The sequence below is a fragment of the Hymenobacter setariae genome, from assembly GCF_007713685.1.
In the GTDB taxonomy this organism is placed as follows: domain Bacteria; phylum Bacteroidota; class Bacteroidia; order Cytophagales; family Hymenobacteraceae; genus Hymenobacter; species Hymenobacter setariae.
The window spans coordinates 1057722-1079634 of record NZ_VMRJ01000002.1; the positions used below are offsets into that span (position 1 = coordinate 1057722).

Here is a 21913-nt window from a genome sequence, read left to right on the forward strand (position 1 = left end):
CGGTTTCAAGCCTCAGCAATACGCAGTTTGTTTTCAATGGTTTGCATCAGCTGCGTAATGTGGTCGGCGCGCTCTTGCACGCTCTTGAAGCCAGCAAGGGCCTCGTCGCGCTGGCCAGCCACATGCTTATCCATCAGTACATTGGCTTGCTGATGAATAAGCCGGTGCTGGTGGTCAAGCTCCTTCATCTCCGGGATGTGGGCGTAGGCGCCCTCGCGCCGGCTGGTTATCCACTTGCCTAGGCTGCACTGGTCGGGGTCGCGCAGCAAGCCTTCCGAACTGGTGTTGCCATACAAGAAGGAGCGCAGCTTGGCCTTGAAGGAGAAATGTTTAACCAAGGCAGATTCGAAGTCTTGCTTGATGGCGTCGGGGCTCATGCGGAACAGCGTAAAGGGCGTGGGCCCGGCTCGTTGAGCCCAGACCCGCTATTTTCGTGGCTGGCAAAGCTAGGCCACATCGTTTAGGTTAACCTTGAGGTTGATTTCCTTATACGTGTCCGGCGTCCTTTCCAACTAATTCTCTCGCTTTACTTTTATTTGCTCCCCTTTCATGGAAGCCACGCCGCTCAAAACCGTTGCCCTGCACGCCACGCACCAGCAGCTCGGGGCTCGCATAGTACCCTTTGCGGGCTATGCCATGCCCGTGCGCTACTCATCTGACCTAGAAGAACACCACACCGTGCGGCGCGGCGTGGGCATTTTCGACGTGTCGCACATGGGTGAGTTTCGGCTGCGCGGCCCGCAAGCCCTCGACCTCATCCAGCGCACTACCAGCAACGACGCCAGCAAGCTGCAGCCCGGCAAGGCCCAGTACTCGTGCCTGCCCAACGCCGAGGGCGGCATCGTCGACGACCTGCTGGTATACATGCTGGCCGAAAACGACTACTTCTTGGTAGTCAACGCCTCGAACATTGAGAAGGATTGGAACTGGCTGGTGCAGCATAATACCGAAGGTGTGGAGATGGAAAACGTGTCCGACCGTCTCAGCCTGTTTGCGGTGCAAGGGCCCAAGGCGGCCGCCGCACTGGCTTCGCTTACCGATGTTGACCTAGGGGCCATTCCGTACTACAGCTTCGTGCAGGGTACGTTTGCGGGGGCACCGGGTGTCCTCATTTCGGCTACGGGCTACACTGGCGCCGGCGGCTTCGAACTGTACGTGCCCAATGAGCACGCCGCCCACGTCTGGAATCAGATTATGGACGCCGGCCTGCCCTACGGCATCAAGCCCATCGGCCTGGGTGCGCGCGACACGCTGCGCCTCGAAATGGGCTATTGCCTCTACGGCAACGATATCGACGACACCACGTCGCCCCTCGAAGCTGGCCTAGGGTGGATTACCAAGTTCACCAAAGACTTCACCAATAGCGACAGCCTAAAGGCGCAAAAGGCCGCGGGCGTTACGCGCAAGCTGGTAGGCTTTGTGATGGATGGTCCTGGTGGCCTGCCCCGCAGCCACTATCCGCTGGTAAATGCCGCGGGCGAGCCCATTGGCGAAGTAACCAGCGGCGGGCAGTCGCCCACGCTCAGCCGCGGCATCGGCCTAGGGTACGTCAAGACGGAGTTTGCGGCGGCAGGCACGCCCATCTTCGTGCAGGTGCGGGGCAAAAACCTGCCCGCCACTGTGAGCAAGCTGCCGCTGGTACCTGGCACCGAGGAGGCGTAAGTAAATTTTCAGTAATAAACGCTTTGTCATTGCGAGGAGGAACGACGAAGCAATCTTTCCTTACACCGCAGCTAGTGTGCAGAAAAGATTGCTTCGTCGTTCCTTCTCGCAATGACGGGACTATCCTATGAAACTCGATGTTTGTTTTTCGCCCGAACTGCTGCCGCTCTACGACCTGCACGGCAAGGTGGCCGTGATTGTAGACGTGCTGCGTGCTACGAGCACCATTGTCACGGCGCTTGACCAAGGCGTGACCGAAGTATTTGCCGTAGCTACGCTCGACGAGTGCGCAACCCTAGGGCGCGACCACGGCTGCATTACGGCCGCCGAGCGCGATGGCATCGCGGCCGAAGGATTTGACCTAGGCAACTCGCCGTTTGGGTTTCTCAACGAAGAATTTCCGGTGCGGGGGCGCACGCTGGCCATCAGCACCACCAATGGTACTAAGGCCCTGCACCGCTCGCTCGATGCTGCTGCCGTGATATGCGGCTCTTTTCTCAACCTAAGCGCAGTCGTGGACTTCATCGTGGCGCAGCAGCGCGACGTAGTAGTGGTGTGCGCCGGCTGGAAAGGCCAGTTTTGCCTCGAAGACACTGCCTTTGGCGGGGCGCTGGCCGCCCGCCTCGTGCCCCTAGGGTACGATGTGGCTTGGTCGGATGCGGCTATCGCGGCCCTGCACCTCTGGGAGCACGCCCAAGCCGAGTGGCCCGCTTACTTGCTAGAGTCGGCCGCTGTGCGCCGCCTCAACGCCCTGGAGTACCACGACGACTTCGTGTTTTGCATGAAGCTCGACGTGTACCCACACATCTTGCCCCTGTGGCAAAACGACCGATTGATTGATGCGGGAGGCAGTCCAAAACAAACTGCTCCCTCGCCAGTGAGCCTGGAAAGGGAGCAGTAGGTAGGAGAAGGGCCTGAAACGCAGGCGCTGCGTTTCAGGCCCTAGGTGGCCGGCACAAAGTCGAGCACAGCTTCACTCAGGTCGAACACCGGCGTGTGCGGCAGTGCTGCCTGAATGATGCTGGCGCCGGCCGCTGAGCGATAGCCGCCCGCGCAGTGCACCAGTATGGGCTTGTCGGCCGGTATTTCGCCCACGCGCTCGCGCAGTTCGGGCAGTGGGATTAGTAGCGCATCGGTAAAAAGCGGCGTTTGCGCTTCGGTGCGATTGCGGATATCCACTATCGTAAACTGCTCGGGGTGCGTCTGCACGGCACCTAGGTCCACGTCAGGGCTAGTAATGGGCAATATCAGAGGCGCTAGCAGTGCGCCTTTGATATTGCCTTCGTAGCCAATTTTGGCCGCTTTGCGCATCACGGCGTCGAGCTGAATCTGGGTGTCGGCCACCAAGTAAAATTTCTCGGTGGGGCCCACTACCGAGCCCAGCCAGGTTTCAAACTTGCCGCCATCCATCAGGTTGATGGCGCCGGGTAGGTGGCCCGCCCGGAACTTGGCCGCCGGCCGCGTATCAATCACCAATACGCCGGGCTCTAGGGCCGCGATGGAGCCAGGACGCGGCACGGCCCGGATGCTGTCTTCAAAGTTGGGTGCGCCGCGCTTGTTGAGCTGCACGTCGTGGCCAAAGTATTTAGGAATGAACGGCTGGTCCTCTAGCAGCACCTTAATAAACTCCTGCTCCGACATGGGTTGCAGGGCGTAGTTGGTGGCCAGCTCTTTCGCAATGGTGCTATCGAGGTCGGGGCTAGTGGTTTTGCCGCAGAGCGAGCCCGGACCGTGGGCCGGGTACACGCGGGTGGTGCCGGGCAGGGCCATCAGCTTTTGGCGGGTGCTGCGGTAGAGCTGGGCCGCCAATTCCTCGCGGGTGTGGCCGCCTACGGCTTGGTCTTCGCGCAGGTCGGGGCGGCCTACGTCGCCTACAAACAGGGTGTCGCCGGTAAAGACGGCGCGGGTCTGGGCGGCCTCATCGAGCAGTAAGATGCTGATGCTGTCGGGCGAGTGGCCAGGGGTGTTGAGGGCGTGCAGCTCGATGGTGCCGAGCTTGAGGCGGTCGCCGTCGTCGAAGTTTTTATGGGGGTAGGTAACCTCGGCCAGCTTGCTGCAATAGATGGTGGCGTCGGTTTCGCGCGCTATTTCGAGGTGGCTGCTCACGAAATCGGCGTGCGGGTGGGTTTCAATCACCGCGATGATTTCGGCGTCGTGTTCGTCGGCAAAATCGTAGTAAGGCTGGGGGTCGCGGCCGGGGTCGATGACGGCCATTTGGCGGCCGGCGCGCACCGCGTAAGACGCATGGGCCAGGCCTTTATCGTAAAACTGCTGAATTTGCACCGCGGGGGTGCTACTACTGGGGAGGGGCATTGGGGCGAAAGGCAGCCGACCAGCTAACACGCTGAGTCACCGACTGCCAAGGTAGGTAGATACGTCAAATATAAGTAATACCGCAAAAAAAACGTGCAAAGTCCAGCCCGCTTGCGTCCTACTTCCTGGCCTGACCCACCGGGCCACCACGCACAAAGCCCCGGCCGACTGGCCGGGGCTTTGTACAAAAAGTGTGAAAGAAGAGTAGCGTTGGGCGGGTAGCTGGTACCCGCGGTGCCCTAGGTAACAGTTGCAGACAAGGCCTTCCAAGAAGGACCTAAGCAGAAAAAGAGGTGAGAAAAGCCGGGCCCGCCCCTAAGTAGTGCGGAAGTAACTAGCAGAATGCAAGGAGCGGGCCAAACTTTTAGAACGCCTTAGGTCGCACCGCCCAATGCTTAGGCACCAGCCAGTTAATCGAGGTCGCTGGCCGCCGTGCCTTGGCGGCGCTCGCGCATCATTTCGCGGCGCTGGGCCATCAACTGCTGGTATTTAGTGTACTGGTCCGGGGTGAGCACCGTCTTGAGTTGGCCATCAAACTTATCGCGGCCAGCTCGCATGGCTTGGCCCATGGCGCGCCGGTTGCCGCCCGATTGCTGAATAGCAGCTTGCATCTCTTGGCGCTGGGTGGTCAGCAGCTGTTGCAACTGAGTTTGCTGCTCGGGACTGAGGTTTAGCTCTTTGGCCAGGCGGCCAGCTTGCGCCTGGGCTTGCTGCTCGGGAGTGCGGTTGCCGGTCAGGTTGTTGAGCGGGGGCTGCGCGGTAGGTGCGGTTTGAGCATGAGCGGCCGCCGAGGCAAGACCTAGGGCGGCCACGAGGGCGAGAGTCTTAATCATAATAATAAATCGAAAGTGGGGAAACCGGTGTAAAACCAGGGCGGCTTCGGTTTTTAGAGCCTTGTGTCAACGCAAGGTTTAAGTGCCCTGCCCGGCCACTGCGGGAATAGACCAAGTACTGGCATGGTTGCAAAAAGGCCCTTTCCAGTTTCTGGAAAGGGCCTTTGAAGAATGGAAGTGTGCGCGACGCTAGTGTGCAACGGTGTGCAGCTGGCCGATGCGCGCCGCCTTGTTTTGCTGGTAGCGCACATACTGCGCGGGCGTGAGCACACCTCGAATCAGCTCGTCAGACTTGGCGCGGTCGAAGGCCATGGCAGTTTGCAGGCCAGCGGGGTCGCCTTGATGAGCAGCGCGGTCGGCATCCATGTGCTGGCGCGTGAGCAATAGTACTTTGCGTAGGCGGGTCTGCTGGTCAGCCGATAGGCCTAGCTCTTGGGTTAAGCGCTGGGTTTGGCTACTCACAGCCGCCTGCATGGCGGCCGTGGGGGCCGGAACTTGAGCGTGGGCGCTAGCCGCCGATAGACTTACTAAGGCGAGTATAATAAAGGACTTTTTCATATTGTATAAGGGTAAAGTAGGAGACAAAAATAAGCTCGCGCTGGCTTGATGCGCAGCATAAAAAGAACAACGACTAGCAGCTTAAGCTCCGCTGGCCCGTCTAATGCAAATGCTCGGCCAAAGCTGAAGCGCGGCTGGTCGCAAAGTTTCGCGTATTTTCGGCCCGCCGGGGTGTTCCCCACATCAACGCACTATTACCCCACCATTAGTATTCCCTCCCCCAAACCTCTACTACATGCCGAGTATTTTTGCTAAAAAACCGCTTGCCCAGCTTTTGGGTGAAGCTAACTCGACCGGGCACGGTGCGCTCAAGCGCACGCTGGGCGCGGGCAACCTCGTGGCCCTGGGCGTGGGCGCTATCATTGGGGCGGGCCTGTTTGTGCGCACAGCCGCTGCCGCTGCCCAGGCCTCGGGCCCGGGCGTGACGCTAGCTTTCATCTTGGCAGCGTTCGGCTGCGTGTTTGCCGGGCTTTGCTACGCCGAGTTTGCGGCCATGATTCCGATTGCCGGCTCGGCCTATACTTACGCCTACACCACTATGGGCGAGTTTGTGGCCTGGGTTATCGGCTGGGCACTCATCATGGAATATGCCCTAGGGGCGGCCACCGTGTCTATTGCCTGGAGCGAGTACTTGAATAAGCTCTTAGAGGTCTTTGGGACAAGTATACCCTATAATCTCAGCCACTCGCCCTTCGAAAGCGCCGTCATTAATGGTGTGACGCAGCATGGGCTCATCAACCTGCCCGCTTTGCTCATCATTGTGATGCTGAGCTTGCTGCTTGTGAAAGGTACCCAAGAATCTGCCTTGTTCAACGCCGTTATCGTGGTGCTCAAGACCCTCATCGTAGTAGTATTCATTGCGGTGGGCTGGCAGTTTATCAACCCCGCCAACCACGCGCCCTACCTCATTCCGGCCGACGCCGTGGTGAAAAACGCCGCTGGCGAAGTAGTACGCACCTACGAAGGCTTTTTCAAGCATGGCTTGGGCGGCATTATCGGCGGTGCTGGTATCGTATTTTTTGCCTTTATCGGCTTTGATGCCGTGAGCACGGCCGCGCAAGAGGCCAAAAACCCGAAGCGCGACATGCCCATTGGCATCCTAGGTTCGCTGGCTATCTGCACCGTGCTCTACATCCTGTTTGGCCACGTGCTGACGGGTGTGGCCAACTGGCGTGAGTTTGCCGACCCGGCCCTGGGCGGCGAGGCCTCGGTAGCCTATGCCATTCGGCAGCACATGCCCGGCTACGGCTGGCTAGCTACGGCCGTTACGCTCGGTATTCTGCTCGGCTTTACCTCGGTTATTCTGGTTATGCTCATGGGCCAGAGCCGCGTGTTCTTTTCGATGGCTAAGGATGGCCTCATGCCCAAAGCCTTCTCGGAACTGCACCCCAAATTCAACACGCCTTACAAGTCTAATCTCATGCTGATGGTGTTTGTGGGTTTGTTCGCGGCATTTGTGCCCGGCTCGCTAGCTGGCGACCTCACCTCGTTTGGCACGCTGCTGGCCTTCGTGCTGGTGAGCATTGGCGTTTGGATTATGCGTAAGTCAGACCCCACGCAGCCGCGTCCCTTCCGCGCACCGCTCTCCACGCCGAGCTTCCCGCTTGTGCCCATCATGGGCGCTGTCGTTTGCACGCTGCTAATTGTGGGCCTCGATTCGTTCACGTTGCAAGTGGCATTCGGCTGGATGCTGCTCGGCTTCTTCGTGTATTTCCTCTACGGCAAGCGCAACTCGATGCTGCAAAAAGGCATTGTGGTAGTGCCCACTGAGATGGATGAAGAAGCTTTCGTTAAGCCTGGCTCGCCAGGCAGCAACTACTAGCTACGAGCAAGCCTCAACAGAAAGCCCCACCAGTTGCAACTGGTGGGGCTTTCTGTTGAGGCTTGCCTCCTAGGCTACCTAGGAGGGCGGCCGAAACTGGTCGAGCCAAGTAAGTGCCGCCGCTTCATCGATAAACCAGCCAGCTCGAAATACCGACGGCTGCAAGGTGGGAGCATCATTGGCGTATCCTTGCGCTTGTAGTGCCTGCCAAAACTTGGGCTGTGCCATAAACGCTAGGCATGGTACCGTACCCAACGCCCGGTGTACGCGCGGCAAGAAGTCTTCACCTAGCCACTCGTACATGTTCAGGGGCCGTGTGTTTTCGTCGGCTCGGCCATCAAGCAGCCAGTAGGGGCATTGGCGCGCCTGCGACTCGGTTAGCAATAACTCGCAAGCTTCGGTAAACTCGGCTATTGAAAGCGGGCGCAATACCACACCACGCACGAGCGGTGGATGTGCTTGGTATTGCACCGTGTAGAATTGGTTCATAAAGGGCAACAGCTTGGGGCTATGACCCTAAAGGTACCTAGTCCGCAGCTTTTACCTCGCTCTGTAGCTTTATTACTTTATCGCCATTGTCTTGCACAATGATGAGAGCTGGGTCATCGGCCGAACCGTTGCGGGTGATGTCGTGGCCCTTGAGCTTGCGCGTAATGGACTCTTTGTGGACGGACTCTATTTTGCCGGTGGCCGTGCCGGTGCCATATTTCCAGCTGACTTTGGTGCCTTTGCGCATGGGGGGAGGGAAGAAGAGGTCTAGAAAATACCTCCTTAAACGCACTAAAAAGTTACTGGTTTTGGCGGGTTCGTGCGTGGCAGCCGCTACATTTGGCACCGGGCATTTCGTTGCTTTTTCAAGAAAAACTTAAGCTTAAACGCTATCGATTGCATGCTTACTACTTTCGGTACTTTCGCCCTGCGGCGGCGCGTGCTAGTGCTGGCGCTGCTGGGCCTAGGTGCGGCCCAGCCTAGCTGGGCCCAGCCTGGCACCTATCCGCGCAATGGAGTGTACGACCAGCGCCCTGGCCTCTATGCCTTCACGCACGCCACTATCCAGACCGACTACCAAACCAAGCTGACGGATGCCACACTGCTTATCAAAGAGGGCAAGGTGGTAGCAGTGGGGCCGAGCGCCACAGTGAAGATTCCGGCTGGCGCGGTGGTGCAAGACCTAACGGGCCAGTACATCTACCCTGGTCTGGTGGACATCTTTACCAGCTACGGTGTGCCCGAAGTAAAGGCGCCCGAGCGCCGCGGCCGTCGCGACGCGGGCCCGCAGTTTGAGTCGCAGAAGGCCGGCGCTTACGACTGGAACCAGGCCATTCACCCCGAGGTGAATGCCGCCGAGCTCTTCAAAACCAACGCCGAGCAAGCCGCCGCTTACCGCAAACTGGGCTTCGGGGCGGTGCTCACGCAGCAGCCCGATGGTATCATGCGCGGCACGGCGGCCCTGGTAAGCCTGAATACCGGCCGCAAGGAAAACGAAGTGATTCTGCTCGACAAGGCTGCTAGTTCGTTGTCGTTCGATAAGGGCTCGTCGCCGCAAGACTATCCGGGCTCGCTCATGGGTAGCATTGCGCTGCTACGCCAGAGCTACCTTGATGCCGAATGGAACGCCCGCAACCCGCGCCGCGAGCAAAACCTGTCGCTGCAAGCCCTCACGCAGCAGCGCCCGCTGCCGGCCCTGTTTGAGGTGCGCGACAAGCAATCGGCGCTGCGCGCCGACCGCGTGGGCGACGAAACCGGCGTGCAGTACATCATAAAGAGCCGCGGCGACGAGTACCAGCGCTTGCCCGAGCTGAAGGCCACCGGCGCCACCTTCGTGGTGCCCGTCAACTTTCCCGATGCTTACCAAGTCGAGGACATTTACGACGCCCAGCGCATCGCCCTGGAGGACATGCAGCACTGGGAGCAGGCGCCCGCCAACGCGGCGCGGCTACGGCAGGCAGGCATTGCATTCTGCCTCACGGCCGCCGACCTCAAGGATAAAACTAAGTTCTGGCCCAACCTGCGCAAGGCGGCTCGCTACGGCCTTAGCGAGCAGGACATTTTGCGAGCGCTCACCGACACGCCAGCCCGGCTGCTGCGCGCTCAAAATCAAGTAGGCAGCCTGCGCCCCGGTCTGGAGGCCAACTTTTTGGTGTGCTCGCGCCCGTTACTAGCCGAAGACAACGTGCTGCTCGACAACTGGGTGCAGGGCGAGCGCTACCAACTCAGCACCCTGCCCGCCGACTACCGCGGCGTATACACCCTACAATTAGTTACGGCTGATAAGGCACTGAAAGACCAGGCCCGTATCAACGCCGATATGCGCCTGCTTATTCAGGGTAGCAAGCCTGAGGCGCCGGAGCTGCGCATCGTGCCCGCGGCTGGCGACACCGTGCGCGGCACCATCAGCGTGAGTGCCGAGTTGGCAACGCTGGTGTATAACCCTAAGGACAAGGTGAAAGGCAAAGCCGCTCCTAGGCCGTCGGCCAGCGGCAAGACGGCTGATGAAGGCGCCACGCGCCTCAGCGGCTACTACAATGCCGAAACTAAAACCTTCGCCGGCGACGGCTTGCTGGCTCAGGGGCTGAGCGCGCCCGGCATCCCCATCACCTGGACAGCCCGCCGCCTCGATGAAGCTAGCCGCCAGGCACGCCTCGACACGGCCAAGGCGCCCAAGCCGCTGGCCCTAGGTCCCGTCACGTACCCCATGGGCGCTTACGGCCTCAAGGCCGCGCCTAAGCTCGAAGCGGTGCTCATCAAAAACGCTACCGTGTGGACCAGCGAAAAAGCTGGCAAGCTTGAAGGCACCGACGTGCTGCTGAGCGGCGGCAAGATTCAGAAAATCGGGAAGAACTTAACGGCTCCGGCGGGCGCGCGCACTATTGATGGCACCGGCAAGCACCTCACGCCGGGTATTATTGATGAGCACTCGCACTTAGCCATTTCGGAGGGCGTGAATGAGGGCACGCAGGCCGTGACCAGCGAGGTGCGCATCGGCGATGTCATTGACCCTGAAGATGTGGGCGTGTACCGCGACCTAGCGGGCGGCGTGGTAGCGGCGCAGCTGCTGCACGGCTCGGCCAACCCCATCGGTGGGCAGTCGGCGCTGATAAAAATGCGCTGGGGCGCCACTGGCCAGGAAATGAAAATTGCCAACGCGCCGGGCTTCATCAAGTTTGCGCTAGGGGAGAACGTGAAGCAAAGCAACTGGGGCGAACTCAACGTGCTGCGCTTCCCGCAAACGCGTATGGGCGTCGAGCAGGTGTTTGTCGATGCCTTCACCCGCGCCAAGGAGTACGAAAAAAGCTGGCAGGCCTACGACAAGCTCTCGAAAAAGGCGCAGGCCAAAGTCGAAGCCCCGCGCCGCGACCTAGAGCTGGACGCGCTGGTCGAAATCTTGCACGACACGCGCCACATCACCTGCCACAGCTACGTGCAGAGCGAAATCAACATGCTGCTGAACGTGTCGGACCGCATGGGCTTTAAGGTCAATACATTTACGCACATCCTGGAAGGCTACAAAGTGGCCGATAAGATGAAGGCGCACGGCACCAATGCTAGCACGTTCTCGGACTGGTGGGCCTACAAAAACGAGGTGCGCGATGCCATTCCATACAACGCCGCCATCATGCACCACGTGGGCCTGAACGTGGCCATCAACTCGGACGATGCCGAAATGAGCCGCCGCCTCAACCAGGAAGCCGCCAAGAGCGTGAAGTACGGCGGGCTCTCCGAAACTGAGGCCCTGGCGCTGGTTACCATCAACCCGGCCCGCATGCTGCACCTCGACGACCGCATGGGCTCGCTCAAGGAGGGCAAAGACGCCGATGTCGTACTCTGGACCGATAACCCGCTGAGCATCTACGCCAAAGCCGAATACACCTTCGTGGATGGCCGTGAGTATTTCAGCCTTCAGCAAGACCAGCAGCTGCGCCAGCAGATTCAGCAGGAGCGCCAGCGCTTGGTGCAGGCTATGCTAGGTGCCCGCAAGGCCGGCGTAGCCACCCAGCCCGCCACTGCTAAAACGGTAGGCCTGTGGCACTGCGATACGCTGGGGCAGATAGCGGAGTAGTTGATTTTTAATTCGATAAGTAACAACTGTCATGCTGAGCTTGCGAAGCATCTTCTCACGCTGAAATAAAGCGTTCAAGCGTGAGAAAATGCTTCGCAAGCTCAGCATGACAAACAGATAATTTAGTAATACATCTATGCGTCGTCTTTTACTACCCTTTTTTCTCACTGCCTTCGCCGCCCACGCGCAGGTGCCTACGCCTGCCGCACCGCAGGCCACGCCGGTGCTGCTCCTAGGGGGCACGCTGCACACGGGCACGGGCCAAGTCATTGAAAACGCAGCCGTGGCTTTTGACAAAGGCCGGCTGGTGTATGCCGGGCCGCGGGCGGGCTTCTCCCAAACTGCCGGCTACACCGTGCGCGACGTAAGTGGCCAGCACGTGTACCCAGGCCTGATTTTGCCTAACACGACCCTAGGTATCAGTGAGGTAGAATCTATCCGGGCGACCGTCGATGACCAAGAGGTAGGCGCCCTCAACCCCAACGTGCGCAGCGTTATTGCCTATAATACTGACTCCGACGTGATACCCACGGTGCGGCTCAATGGCGTGCTGCTGGCGCAGTCTACTCCGCGCGGCGGGCTGCTGTCGGGCCAAAGCTCGGTGGTGCAGCTCGATGCTTGGAACTGGCAAGACGCTCTGGTAAAAGCCGATGATGGCCTGCACCTAACTTGGCCGCAGCAGGTGGTGCGCCTCAACCCCGCCGAAGATGCCGCCGCCCTCACTCGCCGCCAGGAGGCCCGCACCACCCAGCTACGCGAGTTGGAAGGCCTGCTCTCCGAAGCCGGCGCCTACCGCCAGCAGCCCGCAGGCCGTAAGGAAAACCTGCGCTTGTCGTCGATGGGTGGCCTGTTTGATGGCTCTAAGACTCTGTATATTCACGCCGACTATGGCAAGGAGCTCATAGAATCCGTGCGCTTTGCCCGCCGCCTAGGGGTGCAAAAGGTGGCGCTAGTAGGCGCCCGCGATGCCTGGATGGTGCTCGATTTCCTCAAGCAAAACGATGTGGCTGTGGTGCTGAGCCGCGTGCACGCGCTGCCCCGCCGCGATGGCGACGACTACGACCAGCCCTACAAGCTGCCCGCTCAGCTACAAGCGGCGGGTGTGCGCTACTGCCTCGACTACCAGGGCTCGCAGGAGACCTCGGGTGCCCGCAACCTGGCGTTTATCGCCGGCACGGCCGTTACCTACGGGCTTACCAAGGAGCAGGCGCTCACGGCCATTACGCTCAGCTCGGCGCGCATCCTAGGCATTGATAAAGACTACGGTAGCCTCGAAAGCGGCAAGTCGGCCACGCTAGTAGTAAGCAAGGGCGACCTGCTTGATATGCGCACCAACGCCGTAACGGCCGCCTACATTGACGGCCGCAGCATCGCCTTGGAAAGCAAGCAGACCTACCTCGACCGCAAGTTTCGGTGCAAGTATGGCATTGAGTAATAAAGGGTTCCTGCCTACTTGCGCCCCCCCGCAAGTAGGCAGGGCACCTAAGGCAGTACCCGAATATCAAAAGTGACCTGGGCCTCAGCTGGGAGCTTGGGCACTAGGGCATGGTACACTGTGGGTTGCACTACGGCAGCTAAACCTTGCTGTATTTCAACGGTGTACGTGTAGCCGTTGCACGCTTGCTGCACTTGCTGCGATTTGATAGAGTTGCCAGAGGTAGTCACTGTTTTACCAATAAGCAGTGTATTGGTATCAAAATCGATGGGTGGCGGCGGGCAATTGAACAGCGCGTTATACTCGGCTGCCGAGTTGATAACGTGGTTCTTAAACTGCCCCGGCGCCGGGGGCGTCTCAATGTAGCAGCCCGGGTTGTGCCCTAGGCCCGCTACCTGCGCAGTCATAATTTCTAGGTTAGGGCACGGCGACTCTTCGTCCTCTTTGTGGCAAGCATTGCTCATGGTTAGCAAGCTGATGGCCGCTAGTGCGGCTACGTGCAGGGTACGCATGGAAAAGGGAGCAGGTAGAAGTTTCTTAGAGCATGAGTCTTGGCCGGCCCTGGTGGTTGCACCCAGCCACTTAAATAAGCTTATGCAGGCAGGGATATATCTATTGGCTGACCCGCGGCGTTACATTTCCGGTGACTTCCCGACCTTTGCCGGATGCTTCGTGTACTTTTCTTGTGTTTACTAGCACTCTCCGCCGCTGCCCAAACGCCCATTTCGCCTGATGACCGGGCGCTTTACGGCATTATCTGCCGCGGCAGCGGGCGCAGCCTCGATATCCTACACGCCGCCACAACCGGCGGTGCGCCGGCCGTGCAGTGGGAATTCAACCACGCGCCCAGCCAGCAGTGGCACTTGGTGCCCATTCGCGAAGGCGGAGAGTACTACCGCCTCGAAGCCAAGCACAGCGGCCAGTGCCTAACCCTAGAGGCTGCACCAGCGGCTTCGGCTGGCGGCAACACGCCGCTGGTGCAGCGGGCCTATACTGGCGCCCTAGGGCAGCAATGGCGGCTGGTGCCGGCCGGCCCAGTGGGGTCGTTTCAGCTCGAAAGCCGGTTCGATGGGCGAGTAGCAACTTTGGCATCTTCCGATAAATTCAACGGCACTACCGTGGTGGCAGCCAAGGCTGTGGGGCGCGCTAGCCAGCAGTGGCGGCTGTTTCAGTTGCAGCTGCGCTTGGCTACTGGGCCGCCCTACTTTGCGGCGCCCGAGCCGCTGGCGGCTGCTAGCACGCCCACCGGCAACGAGTTGCAGCCGGTACCATCGGCCGATGGCAAGAGCTTGTACTTCAACCGTACCCGCTTTGCGGGCAACACCGAAGGCGTGGCCGAAAGCGGCGATATCTGGCTGAGCCAGAGTGCCGACCAGGGCCGCACGTGGGGCGCTGCCGTTCGCCCCGATAATCCCCCCGGCCTTAACACCCCCCGCAACAACGCCGTGCAGGCCATTGTGGGCCCGGCCAACAGCCCGGCGCTGCTGGTGCGCGGCACCTACGAAGCCTCGGGCTTCAAAGACGAAGGCGTGTCGCGGATAGCACTTAATGGCAACGGCCGGCCCGTGCCATTGCGCATCGCCACCTATTACTCAACCAACGTGGCAACTGGCTTCTACATGACGCCGGACGAGAAAATCCTGCTGCTTTCGCTGGAGCGCGACGATGCGCAAGGCGGCAACGACCTGTACCTGAGCCGGCCCGATGGGGCGGGTGGGTTCACGACGCCGCAGAGCCTAGGTGCCGTTATTAATTCGCCGGGCTACGAGTTTGCCCCTTGGTTATCGGCCGATACCAAAACGTTGTACTTCAGTTCTTACGGCCACCAGGGCTACGGCTCGGCCGATATTTTCAGAAGTCAGCGCCTCGACGATAGCTGGACTAAATGGAGCCCGGTGGAGAACCTAGGGCCGCGCTTTAATGGGCCGGGCTTTGATGCCTATTTTGCCCTTGGGCCCAATGGCGTGGCCTACTTCGCTACCTCGGGCGCCAGCCCCACTGCCCCCGCCGACTTGCGCCGCACGCCGCCCGGCCCGCCGCCTGCCGACACCGTGGCCGCCCCCATTGACCCCGAGAAGGCCGCCCGTGCCCTCGTAACCGGCCGCGTGCTCGATGCCCGAACCAACCAGCCTATTGCGGGCGGGGCCCAGGTGCAGGCGCTGCTGCTAGGCAGTACCATCGACTTTCGGAGCACGGCCCAGGCCGATGCCTCGGGGTTTCAGCTTTCGCTGGTGCCCGGCCGCTACCGTATGACCACCACCGCCGGCCTGCTCACGCGCATCGATACACTGGTGATTGGGGCAGGCGAGTCGCGCCGCTACGAGCCGCGTCTCACGCCTGCCACCGTGGGTTCGCGCCTCGATTTGCCAGCCATTATTTTCACGCAGGGACAGGCCAAGCTTTTGGGGTCGTCTTTCTTGACCTTGAATGAGTTGGCGAAGTCATTAAATGACAATCCACAGCTTGAGATTCGGCTCGAAGGCCACACCGACAACGTGGGCCCGGCCGATAAAAATCAGGTATTGAGCGAGCAGCGCGTGGCTGAGGTCAAGCGCTATCTGGTGAGCCGCGGGGTGGTCGCCAGCCGCGTCACTACCGTAGGCTTTGGCGGCACCAAACCCAAGTTTGACAATAACCGCGAAGAAACTCGGAAACTCAACCGCCGCGTGGAATTGGTGATTACTAAGTAACGCCAAAGCCCCTTGCCCTAGGTGCCACAAAAAAGCCCCCGCTACCCAAGGTAGCGGGGGCTTTTTTGTGGCACCTAGGGCGCCGACTAGCGCCGCGAGCGGGCGCGCAGCTTGCGAATACCGAAGCCGATGCCAGCAGCCACCAGCAGCGAGGCGCCGCCATCGAGGGGCACGGCCGTGGGGTCGGGGGTAGGCGTGGGCGTCGTGGGTAAAGGTCCGCCCGTGTCAGGCTGAGCAAAAGAAGAAGAAGCTGAAAGCAGCAGCCCAGTTACGGCCAAGAAACGCAGACCAGTGGAAAAATTTACCATGTGAGTGGAGTAAAAAAATAAGAAAAAGCTTCAAAAACGTCCCGGCTCTAGCTAAACCGGGACGTTCTGAAACTACTTAGTAAGCAATGACTAGGCGCTTGGAAACGATGCCGTCGGCCGTTTCGAGGCGTAGCGAATATACACCGGGCGCCACACCGCTCAGCGAGAGCGAGCGGGCATCGGCTGCCGAGCCGGCGGGCAGCACCGTGCGGCGCACCGTTTGGCCTAGGCTGTTGAGAAGCGACGTGGCAATAGGCTGGCCAGCCAAGCTGGCGGGCAGGCTTATCGACACGCTACCCGTGGCCGGGTTGGGGAATACTGCTACGGCTTGCACCAGCTGAACTGGAGCATTGGCCAGCGGCTTGGCACCTGTGAGCACGAGCATGAAGCGCCCCGCATTGTCGCCAGCTGTCAAACTCAGGCTGATGGTGGGCTGGCCGGCCAGGTCGGTTAGGGTACCCGCCTGCGTGTCGCGTAGATAAGCGAAGGTGCCAGCAGGCAAGTTGTTCAGCTCGGGAGCACTCAGCAGGTAGGTGCCGGCCTGCGATACTTTTGCCACGATGGGTACTACCACCTCCGCAGTACCTAGGGCGGGCAAGCCATTGATGGCTAGCTGGTCGGCGCCAGTGAGGGTGCTTAGGTTCAGGCCGTTGCTATTGGGCAGCTTTACGGCGTCATACACACGGTCGAGGCCGGTAGTAGCACCCTGCTCGAAGTACACGAAGGTTTCATCGGCGGCCGTGCCGGTGGTGCCGCGCAGGGCTAGGTGTACCAGCGGGCGCGTGTCGGCGGTGGTGCGCTGGAAAGGCGTGGCATCGAAGGCAGTCACCCGGTAGTTCGGGTTGAAGGTAAACGAGCCAGTGGTATTGGGTGCTGCCACGCGCTTGAAAAAGCCTTGGCCTACGGGCAAGATGGGGTTGCCGCCCATCCCATTTACATACGCACGGTACCGGCCTGCATATTGGCTGCTGCTCTCAAAAACATACGAGGCGTCTTCAAAACCTGCACGCTCGGAAGCTGGCTGTTGGCTTAGGTCAAACGGAGCCGGGTAGGGGTTGGCCAGCAGCGCCCAGCCAGCGCTGGCGCTAGTGCCACGAGCCGCCGACACCGTAACGGCGGCGCGGTTGGCAGTGCCCACAAAGTCGACGAGCGCGGAGGCAGGCAGGTTCACCGAGTAGCCCGTGCCCACGGCGAGGGCATCGGTGAGCTCACTCGGCGAAGTCCAGCCTTTGTCAAAGTCGCTGTAGTTGGAAGTAGCCGTGGCGATGCGGCTTTGGTCGTAGCTGAATACGGTGGGGAACGGCGATACCTGACCCGGCGTGGCCGAAGAATTATAGTCCCGGTTCACTACGGGGCTAAAGCCGGCGGTAGCAAGGTCGTTGACCGTACTGCCACTCACGGGCGAGCCGTAGTGGCGGTAGCCGAGGCCGCTGTTGCCGCTGATGCTGGCATCGATGTACCGCTGCACCGTGATGGTACCCGTGACCTGGCCACCGGTCTCGGCGATGAGCGCCGTGCCCGCCGCATTTGATAGCAGCGTAACATTGTTAGTACCCGAGTCGAGGTTGCCGGTGGTAGCTCGCAGCACCTGCGCTACTTGTACCGGCCCGCCGGCCGTCACGCCAGCTGAGTTGGCTACTGTCAGGTTCTGGAAGCGCGATACGGTGCCGGTGATGCTCTGAGCGGTGCTGCCCACAAAGCGTACCTCGCCCGAGCCCGAGCCCGTGAGGGCGCCGCCGAAGTTTACCAGGTTGCCGCTCAGCGAGAGTACGCCCCCTGGAGCGGTATTAAGGCTGGCCCCGCTGGCCAAGGTCAGGTTATTGGCCTGCTGCGGAGTAAAAATGCTGGGCTGGTTGGGTCGCCCGGTCGGAATAATAACGTTGTCGGTGCTCGTAGGTATGCGGTTGGGCGCCCAGTTGCCAGCCGCGCCCCAGTCGCCGCTCACGTTGCCCGTCCAGGTGATGGCGTTGGCATCGGGCGTGGGCACGGCGGCTACACCGCTTAGGTTGCTACCGTTTCCGATGCGGTCGACCAGCGTGGCCTTGCCCGTCGTGAGGTCCACGGTATACAGGTTGTCGAAGCTCATGCCGCTAGGCGAGGCCGTGAGGAAAGCCGAATTGATGGGTGCGGCTGGGGTGCTGACATCCGAGAAAATGTCGAAATCAACACCATTGGCAGCATTTACCGTGAGGGTCGAGCCGCTACCTATATTGTTGTAGGTGCCCGCGTTAGCATTCGACGACAAGAGCAGCGTATTTGTGTTTTGGTCGTAGCCGTAGAGCGACGTGCCGGTAGCGGGGTTGTTGTCGTTGTTGGTGTAGGCCACGCCGGCTAGGGCCGGGGCCGCGCCATTATTTGTCAGCGGCGTATCGGTCAAGAAAGTGCCGTCGCTGGGGTTGGCGCGCAGGTTGGCCTGGTTGGTGGCCGATGTGATGCGGATGCGGTCAACGGTCGGATTGAAATCGAAGCCGATGGCATTCGCATTGTTGCCCAGCGGGTAAGACCTAGCAGCGCCAACCGCAGTAAGCGCGCCCGTTGAGGTATCTAGGGTATACAGCTGCCCGAGCTGGTTGGTAGCATCGTAGCCAAAAGCATAAAGCTCGCCGGTAAGCGGCCGGAAATCAATGCCGGCCACCACTTGCGTTGAAGTAGGGGTAACCGTTAGGCCCGTGATATTCACCGCCGTGCGGATGTTGCGCGGTGCACTCGAGCCAAAGGAAAGGAGGGTGCCGCCAGCTACACCATACATCAGCTGCCCAGCAAGAGGCTGCTGCGTGAGCGGCGTAGTAGCCACGGCGATATCGCGGAGGCCATACGGGATGGCGGATGGAATGGTATTGGCTAGGCGCGTAGCTACGCCGGTGGCCAGGTCCAGCGAGTAGAAGTTGCTGCTGCCGCCCGCCGTTAGCTCACTTAGGTAAGCCTCGTTGGCACCTGCGCCCGAATTGGCGGCGGCATTGTAGTAGATATCAAAGTCAATAGCGGAGGTAGCCGCTATGCCAAAGTTATTGAACGTTACCGTGGTGCCGCCCGACAAGCTGCCGGTAGCAGGGTTTTGAGTGTAAAGCTTTCCAGTTGTCTCGTCGAGGTCATAGAGGGTGGTGGCGGTGCTACCCACATACGAGTTGGTGTAAGCCACCGAGCCGATGGTCGGGGTCGGAGACACCGCTGAATTCAGGGTGGGGTCGGTAGCGGCAATGCCTCCAGTATTGGGGTTGAGGCGGTAATTGGCCCCATTGGTGCTCACCACTCGAATGCGGTCTACGGTAGGGTTGAAGTCAAACCCAATGCGGTCGGTGCTACCGCCCAGTTCCAGGCGAATAGGGCTGCCGATGGCGATAGCTGCGTTTGCACTGGGGTCGAGCCGGTAAAGCTGCGAGTTAACGCCAGTGGCGTCTGGGTCATACCCTAGGGCGAGCAGCTGCCCATTATAAGGGCGAAAGTCTATACCCACTAGCGGGCCCACCGTGATGCCGGACAGGGCTGTGTAGCTAAACGAAGTAGACATGCCCGTAGTCGGGTCAATCTGAATCAGGCCCTGCGTACTGGGCGTTAGGCCCCTAGTTTCGAGCAGGCCATAAACTACTGGCGTTTGGGCGAAAGCGGTCGAGGCCGACAGCAAGCTAGCGCCGAGAGCCAGGCCAAAAAGACCAAGGCGCCGCGACGCGTCGAGCGAACGTAAGCGTAGCTCCATGAAAGAAGAAAGGTAAAGGTGGGTAATAGAAAAGATGAAAAGCTGAACAATAACAAGAAGAAGTTGCACCCAATAAGGAACTTTCTTGGTTTGGGTTGCAACGTGAAAATTACGTGAAAAACGGCTTCTTCGGTTTACCTAAAATCGTTAAAATATATTTATTTTTTTGTAGTGATAGACCTAGGCGTCGTGTGCTCAAGCAGAGCAAGCTAGCCTAGGTGGCTTGCCGGCGCCAGATGAAGCCATCGAGCACATAGTGCGTGCTTTGGGGCAGGGCTAGCAGTGGTACCAACCACATCAGTAGCGTGGGCTCGGCCACCGTGGGCAAGCCCTGAAACCAGCCGAATACTGCCCCGTGCTCGCGCCACACCAGACCGTCCCACAGGCCTTCTTCCAGAAAGGCAAACAGCACAACGGCGCCCCCAAACAGCAGCAGGCCGTAGCGCCCGGTCCACCAGCCGCGGCCTGTGGCCTGAGTTGGACGGCGGCTCCACACCAGCGCCAAGTAGGGCACGCCATGCGACACCACATTGAGCAGCGTAAAGGCTAGGTCGCCATTGAAAACGACAATGCCCATGTACCAGGCCAGAGCCGTGCCACCTAGCAGCAAGTTGCGCGGCACGTTTAGCACGCGGGTGCGGTAGTACTGCCAGGCCTCGCGGCTTAGGTAAGCCAGTACCAGCCCTAGGTAGAGGCCAGTAGCTAATAGCCGCCCTAGCGGCCAGTCGTATTGTATAAAATCGCCATCCACAAACCAATTAAAATTGCGTGGTGGCGATAAGTGCCAGTATAGCAGTGGGTAGAGCGTAGCGGCATAGATAAGGGCCGTGCTCAGCCACCGGCCCCTAGGTGCTTCGTGCCGGGCATAAAGCCGCAAGAACCCGTATTGCTGCCTTATGAAATGAAACACTGCCAAGTAAGCTAGCGCCCGCCAAAACACCAGGGCGCCCGCCGCGTGCAGGGCCACGCCGCCTGCGTAGCAGGCCAGCGGCGCCAGCACCAGCAGGCGGCGCCGCTGCCGCCGCTGCTGCGGGTCGAAGTACGTCTGAAACAGCGTGCCGTACACGTGGGCCACATCGATGAGCAGCACCACGCCCACCCAAGCTAGCAGTGGAAACTCGGCCGATTGGCAGAAGGACACGGGCAAGGCCAGTACCAGCAGCAGCGCCACAAAGGGCGGGGCCAGTATCAGCCAGCCATCGTAGCGGGGCGAGCGAATCCAGGGCTGGGCAGCAAGCCGTGGGGCCATTGGTAAAGGCTTGGGTAGGAATGAGTACGAAGGCGCAAGCTACTGCTCGCCGAGCAGGATATACAAACAAAAAAGCTCGGCCAAGCGGCCGAGCTTTCTGAATGCTTTCTTAAGCTACCTAGGGCTAGCTGAGCGTATCCTTGATGTTGCCGATGATGGTGTCGGTCATGGTCATCTGCTCTTTTTGGGCGTGGCCTTCGGGCACGGGCGGGCCCAGCTTGGGCTCGTCGCCATACGGCTCGGCCTTGAGCACCCGAAACTCGCCTTTGCCGTCGAGGCTAGGACCTTCCGTCCAGCGGCCCGAGGGCGTGCCAGTACCGTCAATGTTGGGGCTGATGAAGGAGTAGCTGAACTCTTGGTTTTCCTTGCTCTGCGGAAACGAGTTAGGAATGGGCAGGGCATTGTAGCCGCCTAGCTCCTCTATCACCGCCAGCCACTGCTGCTGGTGCATAGTATCGCGCGCAATCATGAAGCCGAGCATATCCTTCATGCCGGGGTCGTCGGTTATTTCCCACAGGCGAGTGGCCAGGGCGCGGCCAGTGCTTTCGGCGGCCACGTTGGTATACATGTCGGCCACGATATTGCCACTGCCCACTACATAGGCGCCGCTAAACGGCACGCCTTCGGCATCAAAGGCCATGGCCCCAAGGCCAGCCGATAGAAAGGAGCGCGGGTTCATGCCGCCTAGTACTGCGCCTACCACGCCATCTTGCTTGATAGCCGATTCTTGAACTGAAAGCGGTGCGCCCTCTAGGTTGAGTGCCACTGCCGTAGCTAACATCTCGATGTGCGAAATTTCCTCGGTGCCGGTGTCGAGCAGCATGTCGCGGTACTTGGCTGGGCCACGCGAGTTCCAGGCCTGAAATAGGTACTGCAAACAAACGCGCATCTCTCCTTCAATACCGCCAATGGCTTGCTGTAGCATGCGGGCAAAAGCAGGATTGGGCTTCTCGACGCACACTTTGTATTGCGTACGTTTATCGTGGTAGAACATAGGGTGTGGGAAAAGGTAGAAAAACTGAAGGCTACCTGTTGTGTAGCTTCTACTTGTACGCAATACGCCAGCCTGTGCCGACCGATAAATACCCTTTTGTATCGTGATTATCACGTAAATCCAGTGTAAGTATCTTTTGCGCGCAGTAGTAGTTTTCCCGGATAGAATATAAGTTGCTTAGGCTGCAAACCACAACCACTACCCGACACTTGCATAAATACCAAGTAAAGCAAGCAAAGCCTATGATGTGCCTAGGTGCCAAGAGCTTGGCCATAAAGCACTAAAGCCCCCTCGC

Annotated in this window: 17 protein-coding genes; 6 read left to right on the plus strand and 11 right to left on the minus strand. The window is 59.8% G+C overall.

Annotated elements, in window-relative coordinates; all coding sequences use genetic code 11:
* Positions 1-5 precede the first annotated feature (5 nt).
* Entirely contained in the window at positions 6-377 is a 372-nt protein-coding gene (locus FNT36_RS10830; protein WP_144847336.1) for a CZB domain-containing protein, read from the minus strand.
* 172 nt (positions 378-549) lie between these two features.
* Here FNT36_RS10830 and gcvT point away from each other — a divergent pair, with 172 nt between their 5' ends.
* A complete protein-coding gene (gene gcvT, locus FNT36_RS10835; protein ID WP_144847338.1) occupies positions 550-1662 on the plus strand; it encodes a glycine cleavage system aminomethyltransferase GcvT in 1113 nt (370 codons plus the stop codon).
* A 127-nt stretch (positions 1663-1789) separates the two neighbouring features.
* Entirely contained in the window at positions 1790-2563 is a 774-nt protein-coding gene (locus tag FNT36_RS10840; RefSeq protein WP_144847341.1) for a 2-phosphosulfolactate phosphatase, read from the plus strand.
* 41 nt (positions 2564-2604) lie between these two features.
* On the opposite strand, the gene FNT36_RS10845 is transcribed toward FNT36_RS10840, so the two are convergent.
* From FNT36_RS10845 to FNT36_RS10855, 3 genes are all read right to left on the minus strand, one after another.
* Positions 2605-3975 (minus strand): MBL fold metallo-hydrolase, encoded by a 1371-nt coding sequence (locus tag FNT36_RS10845; RefSeq protein ID WP_144847343.1) that lies wholly within the window; start codon positions 3973-3975, stop codon positions 2605-2607.
* A gap of 410 nt (positions 3976-4385) precedes the next feature.
* Complete coding sequence (locus FNT36_RS10850; RefSeq protein ID WP_144847345.1) at positions 4386-4808, minus strand: hypothetical protein; 423 nt, start codon at positions 4806-4808, stop codon at positions 4386-4388.
* A 189-nt stretch (positions 4809-4997) separates the two neighbouring features.
* Positions 4998-5366, minus strand: coding sequence for a hypothetical protein (locus FNT36_RS10855; RefSeq protein ID WP_144847347.1), 369 nt, complete (start codon positions 5364-5366; stop codon positions 4998-5000).
* 274 nt (positions 5367-5640) lie between these two features.
* Between FNT36_RS10855 and FNT36_RS10860 the strand changes: the two genes are divergently transcribed.
* Positions 5641-7188: an amino acid permease gene (locus FNT36_RS10860; protein WP_317129606.1), complete on the plus strand. Its 1548-nt coding sequence runs from the start codon at positions 5641-5643 to the stop codon at positions 7186-7188.
* A gap of 78 nt (positions 7189-7266) precedes the next feature.
* Here the strand turns inward: FNT36_RS10860 and FNT36_RS10865 are convergent, their stop codons facing one another.
* Entirely contained in the window at positions 7267-7677 is a 411-nt protein-coding gene (locus FNT36_RS10865; RefSeq protein ID WP_144847351.1) for a hypothetical protein, read from the minus strand.
* Between the two features lie 37 nt (positions 7678-7714).
* Positions 7715-7924 (minus strand): hypervirulence associated TUDOR domain-containing protein, encoded by a 210-nt coding sequence (locus tag FNT36_RS10870; protein ID WP_144847353.1) that lies wholly within the window; start codon positions 7922-7924, stop codon positions 7715-7717.
* 153 nt (positions 7925-8077) lie between these two features.
* On the opposite strand from FNT36_RS10870, the gene FNT36_RS10875 reads away from it, so the two are divergent.
* The gene (locus tag FNT36_RS10875; protein ID WP_144847355.1) at positions 8078-11248 is read left to right on the plus strand and encodes an amidohydrolase family protein; all 3171 of its coding nucleotides are present in this window, start codon (positions 8078-8080) and stop codon (positions 11246-11248) included.
* A 136-nt stretch (positions 11249-11384) separates the two neighbouring features.
* On the plus strand, positions 11385-12683 hold the full coding sequence (locus tag FNT36_RS10880) for an amidohydrolase family protein (protein ID WP_144847357.1): 1299 nt from the start codon (positions 11385-11387) through the stop codon (positions 12681-12683).
* Positions 12684-12730: 47 nt separating this feature from the next.
* Here FNT36_RS10880 and FNT36_RS10885 read toward each other — a convergent pair whose 3' ends face one another.
* The gene (locus FNT36_RS10885) at positions 12731-13195 is read right to left on the minus strand and encodes a hypothetical protein (protein ID WP_144847359.1); all 465 of its coding nucleotides are present in this window, start codon (positions 13193-13195) and stop codon (positions 12731-12733) included.
* A 171-nt stretch (positions 13196-13366) separates the two neighbouring features.
* On the opposite strand from FNT36_RS10885, the gene FNT36_RS10890 reads away from it, so the two are divergent.
* Positions 13367-15373: an RICIN domain-containing protein gene (locus FNT36_RS10890; protein WP_233635833.1), complete on the plus strand. Its 2007-nt coding sequence runs from the start codon at positions 13367-13369 to the stop codon at positions 15371-15373.
* A gap of 86 nt (positions 15374-15459) precedes the next feature.
* On the opposite strand, the gene FNT36_RS10895 is transcribed toward FNT36_RS10890, so the two are convergent.
* The 4 genes from FNT36_RS10895 to FNT36_RS10910 all read right to left on the minus strand — a co-directional run bounded on the left by FNT36_RS10895 (position 15460) and on the right by FNT36_RS10910 (position 21618).
* On the minus strand, positions 15460-15681 hold the full coding sequence (locus FNT36_RS10895; protein ID WP_144847363.1) for a PID-CTERM protein-sorting domain-containing protein: 222 nt from the start codon (positions 15679-15681) through the stop codon (positions 15460-15462).
* A 76-nt stretch (positions 15682-15757) separates the two neighbouring features.
* Positions 15758-19375 (minus strand): DUF4394 domain-containing protein, encoded by a 3618-nt coding sequence (locus FNT36_RS10900; RefSeq protein WP_144847365.1) that lies wholly within the window; start codon positions 19373-19375, stop codon positions 15758-15760.
* 214 nt (positions 19376-19589) lie between these two features.
* Positions 19590-20624 carry a hypothetical protein gene (locus FNT36_RS10905; protein WP_144847367.1) on the minus strand — a complete coding sequence of 345 codons (1035 nt, stop codon included), beginning with the start codon at positions 20622-20624 and terminating at the stop codon, positions 19590-19592.
* Positions 20625-20748: 124 nt separating this feature from the next.
* Positions 20749-21618 (minus strand): manganese catalase family protein, encoded by an 870-nt coding sequence (locus tag FNT36_RS10910; protein ID WP_144847369.1) that lies wholly within the window; start codon positions 21616-21618, stop codon positions 20749-20751.
* Positions 21619-21913: the final 295 nt, after the last annotated feature.